Raw genomic sequence first — 15511 nt, forward strand, 5'->3', positions numbered from 1 at the left:
TTCACCGTCCCCTCGTCAGACCGGTCGATGTGGTGACCGGACCGGTGCCGCCCTGCCCACCGGAGGAATCGCCCTGCCGACCCGACGAGTCGCCCCGGCCGCGGCGGGAGCGTCCTCCGCCACGGCGATTCCGGCCGCCGCGTTCGTCACCGTTGCCGTCGGAGTCGCCGTCGTGACGGTTGCCGATCCGCTCAATGCCGATGGGACGGCCTTCGGCGTCGCGGGGCGCATCCTCGGGGGCGAGCGGGATCGGCGACGAGACGATGGGCTCGCCCGGCGTGCGGGGCAGGGTCAGCCGGAAGTGGGACCCCTCATGAGGAGAGGACCAGACGTCGAGCCATCCCTCGTGCTGCGTTGCGTCTTCCAGCGAGATCGCCAGACCGAGGCCGGTGCCGCCGATGGTGCGCTTGCGTGACGGATCGGCGCGCCAGAACCTGTCGAACACGTGCAGCACTTCGTGCTCGTTCATCCCCAGGCCGTAGTCGCGCACGCCGATCGCGACGGCAGACTGGTTGCTGTCGACGACGACGACGATCGGTCCGCCCTCGCCGTGTTCGATCGCGTTGCCGAGCAGATTGCGCAGGATGCGGCGCACCCGCCTGGCATCCATGTCGACCTCGAAGTAACCGCCCGGCGCCTCGAGCCGGAGTTCGGATCCTTTCGTCACGGCGAGCGGCCGCATGTCGTCGACGGCGTCGTCGGCCAGGCGCACGAGGTTCGTCGGCTCCGGCTCGAGCACCACGGATCCTGCGTCGTACCTGCTGATCTCGAGCAGATCGGAGAGCAGGGTGTCGAAGCGCTCGATCTGCGTGTGCAGCAGCTCGGCCGTGCGCGCGGTGGCCGGCGGGAAGTCTTCGCGCTGGTCGTAGATGACGTCGCCGGCGAGACGGATGGTGGTGAGCGGGGTACGCAGCTCGTGCGAGACATCGCTCACGAAGCGCTGCTGCAGCTGAGAGAGCGTCGCGAGCTGCGTGATCTGCCGCTGGAGGGCATCCGCCATTCCGTTGAACGATCTCGCGAGGGTGGCGAAGGCGTCTTCGTTGGCGATCGGCATACGCACTTCGAGGTCTCCGTCGGCGAGGCGTCTGCTGGTCTGCGCGGCGATCCTGATGGGCGTGACGACGAGGCGCACCACGAGGTAGGTGATGGCCGCGATGAGCAGCAGCAGTGCGAGGCCGACGACGAGCAGAGTCCTCTGCACGAAGAGCAGCGTCTGTTCGGAGTCGGAGAGGTCGTAGCCGATGTACAGCTCGTAGTGGCCGGCCGTCGGCAGCTGGAGCTGCGAGCCGACGACGATGCCGGGGCGGGTCGTGCCGTCCGTCGCCGGCAGAGCGACCGACTGGGCGAACACCGCGTGCGGCGACGACTTCACCGCCTTGCGCATGTCGGCGGTGATGACGTCTTTGCCCGACCCAAACGTGGAGACGCCGACGGGTGCACCGGGGTCGATCCCCTGCCCCGGCACGCGGAACGAGGCGACGAGCCCGGTCGCCGTGGAGTTCTTCACATCGCCGAACACCTGGAGGAACAGGTTCTCGACGGCCTCCGGGTCGGTCGCGTCCGAGGCGTCCAGCTTCTTCTGGGCGTCGGTGGTGGCCCTGGCGGAGTCGCGATACGCCTGCTCGAGGCGCGACTGGTACAGGCCGTTGCCGACCACGAACGACACCAGCAGGCCGGCGATGAGCACGGCAGCACCGGTGAGGGCCACGGTGATCAGGATGGTGCGGAACTGCAGATTGGTGCGCCACAGGTGCGCCAGGCGGCGGGGCCACTCCCGCCACCGTCGCCAGTCGACGCCCAGGAACACGCGGACTCTTCTCAGTGGGCGCCGGTCACGGCGTCGCGCCGGCGCGGTAGCCAACGCCGCGCACGGTCATCACGATCTTCGGGTTGTCCGGGTCGTCTTCGACCTTCGCACGCAGCCGCTGCACGTGCACGTTCACGAGTCGGGTGTCCGCCTTGTAGTGGTAGCCCCACACCTGCTCCAGGAGCATCTCGCGCGTGAAGACCTGCTGCGGCTTGGAGGCGAGCGCGATCAGGAGATCGAACTCCAACGGCGTCAGGCTGATCCGGTCGTCGCCGCGTCGCACCTCGTGCGCCGCGACGTCGATCTCCAGGTCGCCGACGCGCAGTAGGTCCGTCGCCGGAGCGGATGCCGCGGGCCGCAGTCTGGTGCGGATGCGAGCCACCAGCTCCTTCGGGTTGAACGGCTTGACCATGTAGTCGTCCGCGCCGGATTCAAGGCCCTTGACGACATCCGCCGTGTCGGACTTCGCGGTCAGCATGATGATCGGCACGCCGGACTCCGCACGGATGCGCGAGCACACCTCGATGCCGTCCATGCCTGGCAGCATGAGGTCGAGCAGGACCAGATCGGGCTTCGCGCTGTGGAATGTCTCGATCGCGAGGCTGCCATCGGCGCAGAAGCTGGGTTCGAAGCCCTCGGTCCGCAACACGATGCCGATCATCTCGGCCAGTGCGGTGTCGTCGTCGACAACCAGGATTCGTGCGTTCATGCCAGTCAGGGGTCCTGATTCCTCTTCGGCGCCCGCGGAAGGCGTCCACGCGGGCGAGACCATGGCACAAGAGTAGTCGACAGGCCGGGTTGAACAGCCGCGGGAGGTGCGCCGCAGTGCGGTGAGTCGCGGGGCGAGATGGGACGGATCCGGTGTGCCAGGATGGGGAAACCCTGGACACGAGCAGCGGCAGGTCATCAACGGTGAGCGATTCCCAGAATCCGGTCGAGCCCGGCGCGAGCGAGCATGCGCCGTCGCGGCAACAGTCTGTCCATGGGGGCGACCCGTCCGACCCGCAATCGCAGGACACCGGATGGACCGCTCCGGAGTCGTGGGCGCCGCCGTCGCCGGGCGCGCAGGGCGCTTCGCAGTACGGGCAGCAATACCCTGGTGGGCAGCAATACCCGGGCCAGAGCGGATGGCAGCAGTACCCGGGTCAGCCGGGCTGGCAGTATCCCGGCCAGCCGGGCTGGCAGTACCCGGGTCAGCCGGGCTGGCAGCACCCCGGCCAGACGGGATGGCAGCAGCCGGGCGCAGGCGCCCCCGGCTGGCAGAACTGGACCCCTCCGCCGAAGCCCGGCCTCTTCCCGTTGCGTCCGATGACGTTCGGCCGGCTGTTCGGTACGCCGTTCGCCGTGCTGCGCCACAATCCGCGCGCGACGGTCGGCGGAGCCCTCATCGTGCAGCTCATCACCACCGTCGCCACGGTCGTCGTCGTTGGCGCGACGGCGGCGTTCGCCGTGCTGCGCATCGTCACGGCGAGCCAGGAGCAGTCGCGGGACCAGCAGCTCATCGCTTCAGGAAGCGTCGCGCTGCTGATCGCCGCGATCCTCGTCGGTGTCGTCATCTCCCTCATCGGCACGGCCATGGTGCAGGGCCTCGTCGCCACCGAGGTGGCGCGAGGTGCGCTCGGCGAGAAGCTGACCCTGCGCGGACTGTGGCGCTCGACGCGTGGCCGACGCTGGCGCCTCATCGGCTGGACGGTGCTGCTGGCGGCCGCCGTGGTGGCATCCGTTCTGATTCCGCTCGGCGTCGGGATCCTCACGTCAGCGGCCGGCTCGGTGCTCGTCACGGTGCTCGCCGTCGTCTTCGTCGTGCTGGGCCTGATCGCGGTGTGGGTCTGGGCGGGCACGAAGACCGCCCTCACGCCCAGCGTCATCGTTGTAGAGAAGACCGGCGTGTTCCGTGCTCTGCACCGCTCGTGGCAGCTCACCCGGCGATCGTTCTGGCGCACGTTCGGCACCCTCGTGCTCGTCTGGTTCGTCTGCTCCGTCGCCAACAGCATCGTCACCGTGCCGCTGCAGGCGATCTACACGATCCTCATCTCCGTGATCAGCCCGACGGGATCGCTGCAGAGCGGAAACGCCATCACGGTCACGATCGTCTACTACGTGCTGTCGCTCGTGGTGGGAACGCTGATCGGCTCCGTCACCTCGGTGGTGGAATCGGCGACCGCGACGACCGTCTATCTCGACCTGCGGATGCGGCGCGAGGGCCTCGACGCCGACCTGCGTCGCGTGGTCGACGACCGCGCCGCCGGCGTCCCGGATGCCGGCGACCCGTTCGCGACACCCGCCTGGGTCTACCAGCACGTCTGGGGTGTTCCATCAACACCGGGTGCATACTCTGCGCAGAGTGGTTCGACCACGCAGACCAGTTCGGCAGCGCAGAACGTTCCGTGGACGCAGGACACTCCGTGAGCGCAGCGTCTAACGCCGTGCTGATACTCCTGCAGCGTGCGCACCTGGATGCTCCGCCGCTGAGCCCGGATGGCCCGACCGCTCAGCAGTGGCTGCGGCACGAGCTGGCCAAGCCCGAGTATCAGGCCGCGAAACCGACCTGGTTCGATCGGCTCGCACAGCAGATCTCCGAGTGGTTCTCCTCGCTCGGCAGCGGGATCGGCGGCAACGCCGCCTGGATCATGGCCGGCATCGGCGTCGCCCTGCTCGCCGCCATCGTGATCGCCGCCTTCGTCGTGTTCGGAGTGCCACGGTTGTCGCGCCGGCGGTCGGCACCCTCGGTCTTCGACGCACAGGATGACCGGTCGGCCGACGAGCTGCGCCGTCTCGCTGCCTCGGCCGCCTCGGCCGGCAGGTACGACGAGGCGGTGCGCGATCTGTTCCGCGCCATCGGCCGTGCCCTCGGCGACCGAACCATCGTGCTTGTCCTTCCCGGCACGACGGCGCAGGAGCTGGCCGCAGAGGCATCCGGCGCGCTGCCCGCGTTCGCCGCACGGCTGCACGGCGCTGCGACGCTCTTCGACGGCGTCCGGTACCTCGGACGGCGCGCAATCGGCAATGACTACACCGCCCTCCTCGAGCTCGATCGCGAGCTCGCGAAGGCCAGGCCCGTGTTCGCGACGTCCGACGCGGTGGCGTCACCATGACCGCCACCGCTCCCGTGCTGTCCCGCACACCCCGGCAGAGCCTGCGAAGGGCCCGTGGCTGGATCGTGCTCGTCGTCATCCTCTTGGTGGGCGCGGGGATCGCCACGGCGATCCAGCTCTCCCTCGCCTCCAGCAGCCTGGACCCGATGGGGGCGAACAATCCGGCGCCGCAGGGTGCGCAGGCACTGGCACGCGTTCTGCAGGAACACGGGGTCGACGTGCGAACGGCCGGGACGCTGCAAGAGGCGCGGCAGGCGGCATCCGATCGCGACGACACCACCGTGCTGATCTCCGACCCGAGCGGGATCCTGGATGCCACGCAGTCGCGTTCCGTGCTCGGCCTCGGCACCGACGTTGTCGCCGTCGGCCCCGGCTTCGCGCAGTTGCAGGCCATCGCACCCGAGGTGCGGATGGCCGGACATCCCGGGCGCACGACATCGGCGGCACCGCGCTGCGGTGCCGGCGCCGCGGGACGTGCCGGATCCGTCGCGGGCGTCGACACCGCCTACCGCATCACCGGCGACGCCGTCGGATGTTTCCCGCTCGGCAATTCCTACGCGCTCGCCCAGACACGGTCGGGCGACACGACGGTGAGCGTCGTGGGCGCCGGAATTCTGCAGAACGGCGGCATCCAGAGGGCCGGCAACGCCGCACTCGCGATCGGTCTGCTCGGATCCCACGGCACGCTCGTCTGGTACCTGCCGTCGGCAGCGGATGCCACGGCATCCGGCGTCCCGACGATCGCTGAGCTGACGCCTGCGTGGCTCACGCCCGCGATCATCCTGCTGATCGCCGTTGTCGTCGTCGCGGCGATCTGGCGTGGACGCCGGTTCGGGCCCCTCGTGGTCGAAGACCTGCCGGTCGTGATCCGAGCCGGCGAGACGATCGACGGACGCGCGCACCTCTATCGCGCGGCATCCGCTCGCTCGCACGCTCTTGACGCGCTCCGGGTCGGCGCCCTGCGCCGGATCGGCCGGCTCTGCGGGCTGCCGGCGAACGCGCACGTCGACCAGATCGTGCTGGCGACGGCGGGGCTGACCGGTCGCTCGATCGCCGAGGTGCGGGACGCACTGGTGGACTCGATGCCGCGAACCGACCTCGAGGCGCTCGCGACGGCATCCCTACTGGCGGATCTCGAGCGAGAGGTGCGCAGTGCCGTGGGCGGGGCGACCGATACGCTCGGAAGGCCTGCGCCGACCGCTACGAGCACCGACCGCGACGAGGAGTGACCCGCCGATGACCGACCCGACCAACGCCACGCAGCGACCGGAGGACGCCGGCCGCGCGCAGGTGCCTCCCGCCGCATCCGCTGTAGGAGACGACCGCGCCGCTTTCGCCGGCGTGCGCGCCGAGGTGGCCAAGGCGGTCGTCGGCCAAGAGGCCGCTGTCACAGGCCTGCTCGTCGCACTCCTCACCGGCGGCCACGTGCTGCTGGAAGGCGTTCCCGGCGTGGCGAAGACGCTGCTGGTGCGCTCGCTCGCGGCATCCCTGTCGCTGGATATGAAGCGCGTGCAGTTCACCCCCGACCTGATGCCTGGCGATGTGACCGGGTCCGTCGTGTACGACGCGAAGTCGGCGGCGTTCGTGTTCCGGCACGGTCCGGTGTTCACGAATGTGCTGCTCGCCGACGAGATCAACCGAACTCCGCCGAAGACGCAGGCCGCGCTGCTCGAGGCCATGGAGGAAAGGCAGGTGAGCGCGGACGGCGAGACGCTTCCGCTGCCGGATCCGTTCCTCGTGGCGGCAACCCAGAATCCGATCGAGTACGAGGGCACGTACACGCTGCCGGAGGCGCAGCTGGACAGGTTCCTGCTCAAGCTGGTGCTCGACCTGCCGGACCGCGACACGGAGTTCGAGGTGTTGCGCCGCCATTCGGCGGGCTTCGACCCGAAGGAGTTGGCGGCAGCGGGCATCCGTCCCGTGCTCGACGCCACGGGAGTGCTGCGCGCCAGGGATGCGGTGCGCCGGGTGAGCGCCGGAGCCGACGTTCTCGCGTACATCGTCGATCTGGCCAGGGCCACGCGGCAGAGCCCGTCCGTTCGCCTCGGCGTGAGCCCGCGCGGCGCGACCGCGCTGCTGGCCGCCGCCAAGGCGTACGCCTGGCTCGGCGGATACGACGCCATCACCCCCGACCACGTGCAGGCGATGGCGCCGGCGGCGTGGCGGCATCGCCTGCAGCTGCAGCCAGAGGCGGAGCTGGAGGGCGTCTCGGCCGACGGCATCCTGCGCTCCGTGCTGCAGCAGGTGCAGGTTCCCCTCTAGGCGACGCCGGTGGCCATCAGCGGACGTTTCGCCGTGCTCCTCGCCGTGGGGCTTGTGCCGATCGTGGTGTTCGGCGCAAGCGCACCGGGTGCGTACTTCGCGCTCGTGTGGTGGGTGGTGTTCTGCTGCGCGCTGGGAGTGATCGACCTGCTTGTCGCATCATCTCCGCGGCGCGTACGCGTCGAGCGGATGCTCCCGTCCCGCGTCCGTCTCGGCGAGACCGTGACCCAGACGCTGACGGTCACCAACCTCGGCGCTCGTAGGCTGCGCGGCCGCCTGCGCGACGGTTGGCCGCCCTCCGCCGGCCTCACATCTGCCGGTCACGCGCCGGCGCGGGTGCTGTTGAACGTGCCTGCCGGCGAACGACGGATGCTCACCCTCACGCTGACCCCGCGCCGCCGCGGAACGCGTCGCGTCGAGTTCGTCGCGATCCGTTCCGCCGGCCCCCTCGGCCTGTGGTCGCGGCAGGTCACACTGCGGGCGCCGGGCGAGCTGCGGGTGCTGCCGCCGTTCCACTCGCGCAAGCACCTGGCGTCCCGGCTGACCAGGCTGCGCGAGCTGGAGGGCACGACCCCGGTGATGGTGCGCGGCGAGGGCACCGAGTTCGACTCGTTGCGCGAGTACGTCGCCGGCGACGATGTGCGGTCCATCGACTGGCGCGCGACGGCACGCACCTCCGCCGCGGCCCGATCCGGATCGGGCATCATGGTGCGCACGTGGCGCCCCGAGCGCGACAGACGCATCGTGGTCGTCATCGACAGCGGCCGCACGTCGGCCGCGCGCGTGGCCGACGAGCCCCGCCTCGACACCGCGTTCGAGGCCGCCCTGCTGCTGGCTGCTCTGGCCGATCGCGCAGGTGATCGGGTCGACGTCGTGGCATTCGACAGACGGGTGCGCGCACGCGTCGTCGGCGCCAAGGGCTCGTCCCTTCTGTCTCGGCTCGTCACAGCGCTGGCGGACGTGCAGCCGGAGCTCATCGAATCCGATTGGTCGGCGGTGCCGGCGCAGGTGCGCGCCATCACCCACAGGCACGCCATGGTCGTCCTGCTCACGGATGCCTCGGCTCCCGGCTCGGCGACCGGCCTACTTGCCGCGTTGCCGCAGCTGACGAAGACGCACACGGTGGTCATCGCATCCGTGATGGATCCCGCGATCGCGCAGACCGCGGGACAGCACGACGACATCGGATCCTTCTATCGGGCGGCCGCGGCGGAACGCGCGCTGCTGGACGGCACTCGCGTCGCAGGCGCCATCCGCCAGCTCGGAGCGGACGTCGTGTCGGCTCCGCCCGCCGAGTTGCCGCCCGCGCTGGCCGACAGGTATCTGCAGCTGAAGGCCTCCGGCCGGCTGTAACCCCATCCCCGGACAGGACGAAGCGGCCGAGCTCCATCACCTTCTGCCACGCGGCAGCGAAGTCGTTCACGAACTTCTGCTGGGCGTCATCGCTCGCGTACACCTCGGCGATGGCGCGCAGCTCGGAGTTGGATCCGAGCAGGAGATCGACGCGGGAGCCGATCAGCGTGGTGCCGTCCGCGGTGACACCGCGGTAGGCGTGACCGCCCTCGTCGAGCGGGGTCCACTCGGTGCCGAGGTCAAGCAGCGACACGAAGAAGTCGTTCGTCAGCTGCCCCTTGCGCGTCGTGAAGACGCCGGTCTCCGAACCGTCCCAGTTCGTGCCGAGCACACGAAGCCCGCCCAGCAGCACCGTCATCTCCGGTGCGCTCAGCGTGAGCAGGTTCGCACGGTCGACGAAGTGGAACTCCTCGGGCGCGCCGCCGACGACGCCGACGTAGTTGCGGAAACCGTCCTGGCGGGGCTCGAGGTAGCCGAACGACTCGACGTCCGTCTGCTCCTGCGTGGCATCCGTGCGTCCAGGGGTGAAGCCCACCTGCACGTCGACGCCTGCGGCCTTCGCCGCCTGCTCGACGCCCACGCCGCCGGCGAGCACGATGAGGTCGGCCAGCGACACGCTCGTTCCCGACTGCTCCTTGATCTGCTCGAGCGTGCCGAGGACCCTCTGCAGCTGCTCAGGACGGTTGATCGCCCAGTGCTTCTGCGGTTCGAGACGGATGCGCGCACCGTTCGCACCGCCGCGCTTGTCGCCGCCGCGGTAGGTCGACGCCGACGCCCATGCCGTCGACACCAGCTCGGACACCGTCAGATCGGATGCCGCCACCGCCGCCTTCAGCGCTGCGATGTCCGGGTCGCTCAGTGTTCCGGTCGCCGCGGGCACCGGATCCTGCCAGATGAGTTCCTCCTCCGGCACCTCGGATCCGAGGTAGCGGTCGCGCGGACCCATGTCGCGGTGGGTGAGCTTGAACCAGGCGCGGGCGAAGGCGTCCTCGAACGCCTTCTGGTCGTCCTTGAACCGGCGCGAGATCGGTCCGTACACCGGGTCGAAGCGCAGGGCGAGGTCGGAGGTGAGCATGCGCGGCTCTCGGCGTCCGTCGGAGTGCGCCAGCGGCACCATGTCCGCCCCGCCGCCGTCCTTCGGACGCCACTGCTTGGCACCGGCCGGCGACTCCATGAGCTCCCACTCGTAGGCGAAGAGGATGTGGAAGAACTCGTTGTCCCAGCGGGTCGGGTGATAGGTCCACGTCACCTCCAGGCCGGAGGTGATCTGGTCGTCGCCCTTGCCGGAGCGGAACCCGTTCTTCCAGCCGAGCCCCTGCTCCTCGAGCCCTGCGGACTCCGGATTCGGTCCGACGTTGCTGTCCGGGCCCGCACCGTGCGTCTTGCCGAAGGTGTGGCCGCCCGCGATGAGTGCGACGGTCTCCTCGTCGTCCATCGCCATGCGCTTGAACGTCTCGCGGATGTCCCTGGCGGACGCGAGCGGATCCGGGTTGCCGCTCGGGCCCTCGGGGTTCACGTAGATGAGACCCATCTGTACGGCGGCCAGCGGCGCCTCCAGCTCGTGGTCTCCCGTGTACCGCTCGTCGCCCAGCCACGTGGACTCCGGGCCCCAGTAGACGTCGTCATCCGGCTCCCACGCATCGATACGTCCGCCGGCGTAGCCGAACGTCTTCAGGCCCATCGACTCGAGGGCCACGTTGCCGGCCAGGATCATCAGATCGGCCCACGACAGCGACTTGCCGTACTTCTTCTTCACCGGCCAGAGCACGCGCCGCGCCTTGTCCAGTCCGACGTTGTCCGGCCAGCTGTTCAGCGGTGCGAACCGCTGCTGGCCGCTTCCCGCTCCCCCGCGCCCGTCGTGCACGCGATACGTTCCGGCGCTGTGCCACGCCATGCGGATGATGAGCGGTCCGTAGTTGCCGAAGTCCGCCGGCCACCACGACTGGGAAGTGGTGAGGGTGGCCAGGATGTCGGCCTTCACCTCTGCGAGGTCGAGCTTCTGGAATTCGGTCGCGTAGTCGAAGTCGGCGCCGAGCGGGTTCGCCACCGCGGGGTTCTTCGCAAGGACCTTGAGGTTCAGGCGCTCTGGCCACCAGCTGATGTTCGAGGGGCGGTTGCCGCTCGCGTCGCCGTGCGGCACGGGGCAGCCCTCGTCGGCGATGAGTGCCGTTTCGCTGACCAGTCGGTCGGAATTGTCGCTCACGATGTGATCCTTCTTCATAGCGGGATGGGTGGATGGTCATGACGGCTAAGCGCCGCGACGGCGGGCGCCGAAGCTCAGGGTGTGCTGCAGCTGGGACACACGCCCCAGAACACGACGTCGGCAGTGTCGATCACATAGCCGTGGTCGTCGTCCGGCGTGAGACAGGGGGCCTCGCCGACGACGCAGTCGACGTCTTCGACGCTCCCGCACACACGGCACACGAGGTGGTGGTGGTTGTCGCCGACGCGCACCTCGTAGCGGGCGAGCGAGCCGGCGGGCTGGATGCGACGCACGAGTCCCGCATCCGTCAGTGCATGCAGGCCGTCGTACACCGCCTGGTGCGAGACCTGTGGAAGCTCGGACCGCGCCGCCGCGAGAATCGTCTCCGTGTCGGCGTGCGGATGCGCTTGCACGGCACGGAACACGGCGACGCGCGGCTCGGTGACACGCAGCCCGCGCCCGCGCAGGGCGCTGTGCAGGTCTTCGATGGCTGTCGTCACTGTGGTCTCGCTCGTCCTTATCTTGAATAGTTCAAGATAACTTCGTTCACCATAACACTGTCGCGAAGACGACGACACGCCCCGGCGCACCTCCGCCGCTCGTTCGGGGGTAGTTATCGTGCCGAAAGGCAGGACATGCCGATTCCCGGCATATCCGCGGGTAACGTCCACACATTTCTTCGGGGGAACACCATGTCCGAGACCACCAATCCGACAGCGAAACCCACACCGACCCTGCTATCGCGCATGCTCGCCGAAGCGGTGGGCACGCTCATCCTGGTCTTCGGCGGCGTCGGCACCGCCGTCTTCGCCGCCGGATTCAAGAGCGGAGTGGGCGGGCTCAACGTCGGCTTCCTGGGCGTCGCGCTCGCGTTCGGCCTCACCGTCGTCGTCGGCGCCTACTCGCTCGGACCCATCTCCGGCGGGCACTTCAACACGGCCGTCACGCTGGGGCTCGCCGCGGCCGGACGGTTCCCCTGGCGCGACGTGGTGGGCTACGTCATCGCCCAACTCGTCGGTGCCATCATCGGATCGTCGCTGCTGTTCTGGATCGCCGCGGGAGGCCCGCGCGGATTCCTCACGAAATCGGTGGCGTCTGGCTTCGGCTCCAACGGCTACGGCGAGCACTCACCCGGCGGATTCGGCCTTGGATCGGCGATTCTGATCGAGATCATCCTCACGGCCGTGTTCCTCTACGTGATCATCGGGGTCACCAGCGAGGGGGCGGCACCAGGATTCGCGGCACTGGCCATCGGCCTCACGCTGACGCTCATCCACCTGATCAGCATCCCGGTCGACAACACGTCGGTGAACCCGGCACGCTCGATCGCCGCTGCCATCTACGGCGGCCCCGAGAACCTCGCGCAGCTGTGGGTCTTCATCTTGTTCCCGATCGTCGGCGGGTTCCTGGCCGGTTTCACGTTCAAGCCGCTGTTCGGCGGCCTGATCAAGCAGACGGCCGCCTAGGCCGGCATCGACCGCCGACATCCGGCGGACGGACCATGGCGACGGGTCCCAGGACTCCTGGGACCCGTCGTCGCGTGTTGTCGAATGCGGCGTGGGGGCCGCGACCTAGGCGGCGATGAGGCGACGGGTCGCGACATCCGCTCCATCGAGGTCGCCCGTCTCGCCGGCGAGCGCCGCCCGTCTGCCGAGCACGAGCATGTAGACGAGGAAGGCGGCAAGTGCGAGGACTCCGATCGCGATCTTCGCCCAGATCGGGAGGTCGGACGGCGTGACGAATCCCTCGATCAGGCCGGAGCAGAACAGGCTGATCGCCGTGCCGACGGCGACCGCGAACAGTGCGCGACCCTCCTGCGCGAGCGCTTGCGCTCTGGTGCGCGGTCCAGGAGCGACCCACGCCCAGAAGATGCGCAGGCCGGCCGCGGCGGCGACGAAGAGCGAGGTGAGCTCGAGCATCCCGTGCGGAAGGATGTACGAGAACATGACGTCCGTGCGCCCGAAGTGCGTGAAGATGCCGGCCGCGAGCCCGAGGTTCACCGCGTTCTGGATCAGGATGTACGGCACGTACACCCCGAGGATCCCCGTCGCGACGCTCTGCGCGGCCAGCCACGCGTTGTTCGTCCACACCTGGCCGGCGAAGGATGCCGCGGGGTTGCGCGAGTAGTAGTCGATGAAGTCGTGGTTCAGGTACTGCTTCAGGTCGACGTTGGTGCCGACGGCGGCGAGCACTTTGGGATCCGCCACGAGCCACCAGGCGGTGAGGAACGCCACGATCACCGTGCCGACCGCGACGCCCAGCGTGACCCAGCGCACCCGGTACAGGGCCGCGGGAAGGGCTATCGCGAAGAATCGCGCGACGGCACCGGCGGCACTGCCGCCTCCACCGGTGAAGCGCAGCCGTGCCCTGGCGAGAACGGTGGCGACGCGATCCGTGTACGCGCTGTCCCCGTCCGTCGAACCGAGGGCCGAGAGCTGCGTCGCCGTGGACTGGTACCCGGCGATGAGGTCGTCCGCATCCGGTCCGTCGAGCCTGCGCTGCGCGGACAGCGCGCCGAGTCGGTCCCACTCCGCGCTGTGGGCTGCGGCGTACGCATCGGCATCCATGACTGCTTAGATGGTAGCCATGACGAGCGGGGCTGCGGGCAATCCTCGCTTCGTCGACACCACGCTGAACGAGTACGCCGACGGAGACCGCCAGGTCACCGGCGAGGCCGTGGCGTTCGATGCACGTGCTGCGAGCTTCGTGCTGCGCGCTGCGGGACTGCTCATCGACGTCGTCGCGACGTACGGCGTCGTGATCCTGCTGTTCTGGGCGCTCAGCGCGGCGTCGAAAGCGCTCGATCCTGCGGCGACGGCCGCCATCCAGGTCGCGATCATCGCAGTGATGTTCCTCGTGGTGCCGACGGCGGTCGAAACCCTCAGCCACGGTCGGAGCCTGGGCAAGCTCGCGATCGGGGCGCGCATCGTGCGCGACGACGGCGGCGCGGAACTGCTGCGGCACGCGTTCGTGCGGTCGCTGGCGGGCGTCGTCGAGATCTACCTCACGTTCGGAGGCATCGCCGCCGTGACCGGGCTGCTGAGCGCGCGTTCGCGGCGGGTCGGCGACTGGCTGGCCGGCACCTATTCGCAGGTGCAGCGGATGCCCGCCCCGCCCGTCCCTCCCCCGCCGCTTCCTCCGCACTTGGCCGGCTGGGCCGTCGTCGCCGATGTCGCCGCCCTGCCGCCCCGTCTGGCGCGTCGCATCGCAGAGTTCCTGCGCCACGCCGACACTCTGACCGCGGATGCCCGCATCCGCGTCGCCACGGATCTCGCGCGCGAGGCGTCCCCGTACGTCTCGCCGCTTCCGAACACGGACGCCGAGTCGTTCCTCGTGGCGGTGTCCGCGCTCCGCCGGGATCGCGAGTACGCCGCCCTGATGGGCGAGCGCGTGCGCCTCGCCAGGGTGCAGCCGGCGCTCACCGCGCTCCCGCCGGGCTTCCCGCCCCGCTGAACCCTGGCCGCACGGCGCACACCTCACACCTCGCACGTCGATTCGGATCGTCTGGCTGGACCCGGGGCTCGAGTCTGGGTTAGGGTTACCGGAGTTAGGTAAGGCTTACCTACTGGCCGAATCGGCCGAGGAAGCCGCTCACCTCGCCGCAGCGTGCGGCACGCCACGGGCACCGTCGCCCGACCACGTCGCGGTGCGACCGGCCGATTCAACGGTGCGGTGCACTGCGGATCCGCCCGACCCGAAGGACACAATGATCACCCGCGCCCACTCCGCCTCGCCCGCTCGCCTTCTCAGGGGTCGGCTCGCCGTCGTCGCGGTGCTCGCCGCAACAGCCCTGGCGTTGACCGGCTGCTCCAGCACCGCGGCGTCGAGCACGAACGACGCGGAATCCGCGAGCGGGACCTTCCCCGTCTCGCTGAAGAACACGTACGGCACCACGGTGATCCAGTCCGAGCCGAAGCGGGTCGCCACCATCAGCTGGACCAACCAGGACGCGGCGATCGCGCTGGGCGATATCCCGGTCTCGATGTCCAAGGCCACCTACGGGGACGACGACGGCGACGGCGTGCTGCCGTGGACGGCCGCCGCACTGAAGAAGGCGGGTGCGAAGACGCCGCAGCTGAACGACGAGACCGACGGCATCCCGTACGAGAAGATCGCGGATTCGACGCCCGACGTCGTCCTCGGTGCCTACTCCGGGCTGACGAAGCAGGAGTACTCCACGCTGAGCAAGATCGCACCGACGGTGTCGTATCCGAAGGCGGCATGGGGCACCCCGTGGCGCGACACGACCCTCACGGACGGCGAGGCACTGGGCAAGAAGGCGCAGGCGCAGAAGCTGATCGCGAGCACCGAGAAGACGATCAGCGCGGAGACTGCGAAGTACCCGCAGATCAAGGGCAAGACCGTGATGTATATCTGGATCGACCCGAAGGATCTGTCGACCATCACGTACTACACGCCCAGCGACGCCCGCGTGAAGTTCCTGGGCGACCTCGGCCTGAAGAACTCGCCGTCGATCGAGAAGCTCGCGAAGGGCAGCTCGCAGTTCTTCGGCACGATCAGCAGCGAGAAGGCCGACACGCTCGACGCCGACATCGCCGTGCTGTACGTCGACGACGCAGGGTCGTACGACCTCATCAAGAAGGACCCGCTGCTCAGCCAGATTCCGGCCGTGAAGCGCGGCTCAGTGGTCGTGCTCGACGACACGACGGAGATCATGGCCTCGTCGGCGCCGTCGGTGCTGTCCATCCCGTGGGTGCTGCCCACCTACGTGCCGCAGCTGGCCAAGGCCGCCGACAAGGTCGGCTGAGCCGAAGAAGCCGAGCCGAAGGA

At 69.4% G+C, this 15511-nt stretch carries 12 protein-coding genes and 1 pseudogene; 8 read left to right on the top strand and 5 right to left on the bottom strand.

The genetic code is table 11. The features are described 5' to 3' along the window. Nucleotide 1: 1 nt before the first annotated feature. Nucleotides 2–1807: an MtrAB system histidine kinase MtrB gene (gene mtrB / locus ACX9R5_RS15585; RefSeq protein ID WP_459409959.1), complete on the bottom strand. Its 1806-nt coding sequence runs from the start codon at nucleotides 1805–1807 to the stop codon at nucleotides 2–4. A gap of 25 nt (nucleotides 1808–1832) precedes the next feature. Next, on the bottom strand, nucleotides 1833–2516 hold the full coding sequence (gene mtrA, locus ACX9R5_RS15590) for an MtrAB system response regulator MtrA (protein ID WP_459409960.1): 684 nt from the start codon (nucleotides 2514–2516) through the stop codon (nucleotides 1833–1835). A gap of 203 nt (nucleotides 2517–2719) precedes the next feature. On the opposite strand from mtrA, the gene ACX9R5_RS15595 reads away from it, so the two are divergent. The 5 genes and pseudogenes from ACX9R5_RS15595 to ACX9R5_RS15615 all read left to right on the top strand — a co-directional run. Continuing rightward, on the top strand, nucleotides 2720–4216 hold the full coding sequence (locus ACX9R5_RS15595) for a hypothetical protein (protein ID WP_459409961.1): 1497 nt from the start codon (nucleotides 2720–2722) through the stop codon (nucleotides 4214–4216). Next, the gene (locus ACX9R5_RS15600; RefSeq protein ID WP_459409962.1) at nucleotides 4213–4902 is read left to right on the top strand and encodes a DUF4129 domain-containing protein; all 690 of its coding nucleotides are present in this window, start codon (nucleotides 4213–4215) and stop codon (nucleotides 4900–4902) included. The genes ACX9R5_RS15595 and ACX9R5_RS15600 overlap by 4 nt, the downstream gene beginning before the upstream one ends. Beyond that, nucleotides 4899–6131 carry a DUF4350 domain-containing protein gene (locus ACX9R5_RS15605; protein ID WP_459409963.1) on the top strand — a complete coding sequence of 411 codons (1233 nt, stop codon included), beginning with the start codon at nucleotides 4899–4901 and terminating at the stop codon, nucleotides 6129–6131. Before ACX9R5_RS15600 ends, ACX9R5_RS15605 begins: the two co-directional genes overlap by 4 nt. A gap of 7 nt (nucleotides 6132–6138) precedes the next feature. Further along, nucleotides 6139–7164, top strand: a complete 1026-nt coding sequence (locus ACX9R5_RS15610; RefSeq protein WP_459409964.1) for an AAA family ATPase — start codon at nucleotides 6139–6141, stop codon at nucleotides 7162–7164. Nucleotides 7165–7743: 579 nt separating this feature from the next. Further along, nucleotides 7744–8256: pseudogene (locus ACX9R5_RS15615) on the top strand (DUF58 domain-containing protein); the annotation flags it as partial. 34 nt (nucleotides 8257–8290) lie between these two features. Here ACX9R5_RS15615 and katG read toward each other — a convergent pair. Together katG and ACX9R5_RS15625 are read right to left on the bottom strand one after the other, a co-directional pair. Further along, entirely contained in the window at nucleotides 8291–10738 is a 2448-nt protein-coding gene (gene katG / locus ACX9R5_RS15620; protein WP_459409965.1) for a catalase/peroxidase HPI, read from the bottom strand. 56 nt (nucleotides 10739–10794) lie between these two features. Further along, nucleotides 10795–11220 carry a Fur family transcriptional regulator gene (locus tag ACX9R5_RS15625; protein WP_459409966.1) on the bottom strand — a complete coding sequence of 142 codons (426 nt, stop codon included), beginning with the start codon at nucleotides 11218–11220 and terminating at the stop codon, nucleotides 10795–10797. Nucleotides 11221–11412: 192 nt separating this feature from the next. Between ACX9R5_RS15625 and aqpZ the strand changes: the two genes are divergently transcribed. Then, entirely contained in the window at nucleotides 11413–12186 is a 774-nt protein-coding gene (gene aqpZ / locus ACX9R5_RS15630) for an aquaporin Z (RefSeq protein WP_459409967.1), read from the top strand. A 105-nt stretch (nucleotides 12187–12291) separates the two neighbouring features. On the opposite strand, the gene ACX9R5_RS15635 is transcribed toward aqpZ, so the two are convergent. After that, entirely contained in the window at nucleotides 12292–13287 is a 996-nt protein-coding gene (locus tag ACX9R5_RS15635) for a stage II sporulation protein M (protein WP_459409968.1), read from the bottom strand. A 19-nt stretch (nucleotides 13288–13306) separates the two neighbouring features. Between ACX9R5_RS15635 and ACX9R5_RS15640 the strand changes: the two genes are divergently transcribed. Together ACX9R5_RS15640 and ACX9R5_RS15645 are read left to right on the top strand one after the other, a co-directional pair. Then, nucleotides 13307–14173 carry an RDD family protein gene (locus tag ACX9R5_RS15640; protein ID WP_459409969.1) on the top strand — a complete coding sequence of 289 codons (867 nt, stop codon included), beginning with the start codon at nucleotides 13307–13309 and terminating at the stop codon, nucleotides 14171–14173. Nucleotides 14174–14426: 253 nt separating this feature from the next. After that, complete coding sequence (locus ACX9R5_RS15645; RefSeq protein WP_459409970.1) at nucleotides 14427–15488, top strand: iron-siderophore ABC transporter substrate-binding protein; 1062 nt, start codon at nucleotides 14427–14429, stop codon at nucleotides 15486–15488. Nucleotides 15489–15511 lie beyond the last annotated feature (23 nt).

The organism is Rathayibacter sp. CAU 1779, assembly GCF_054551755.1.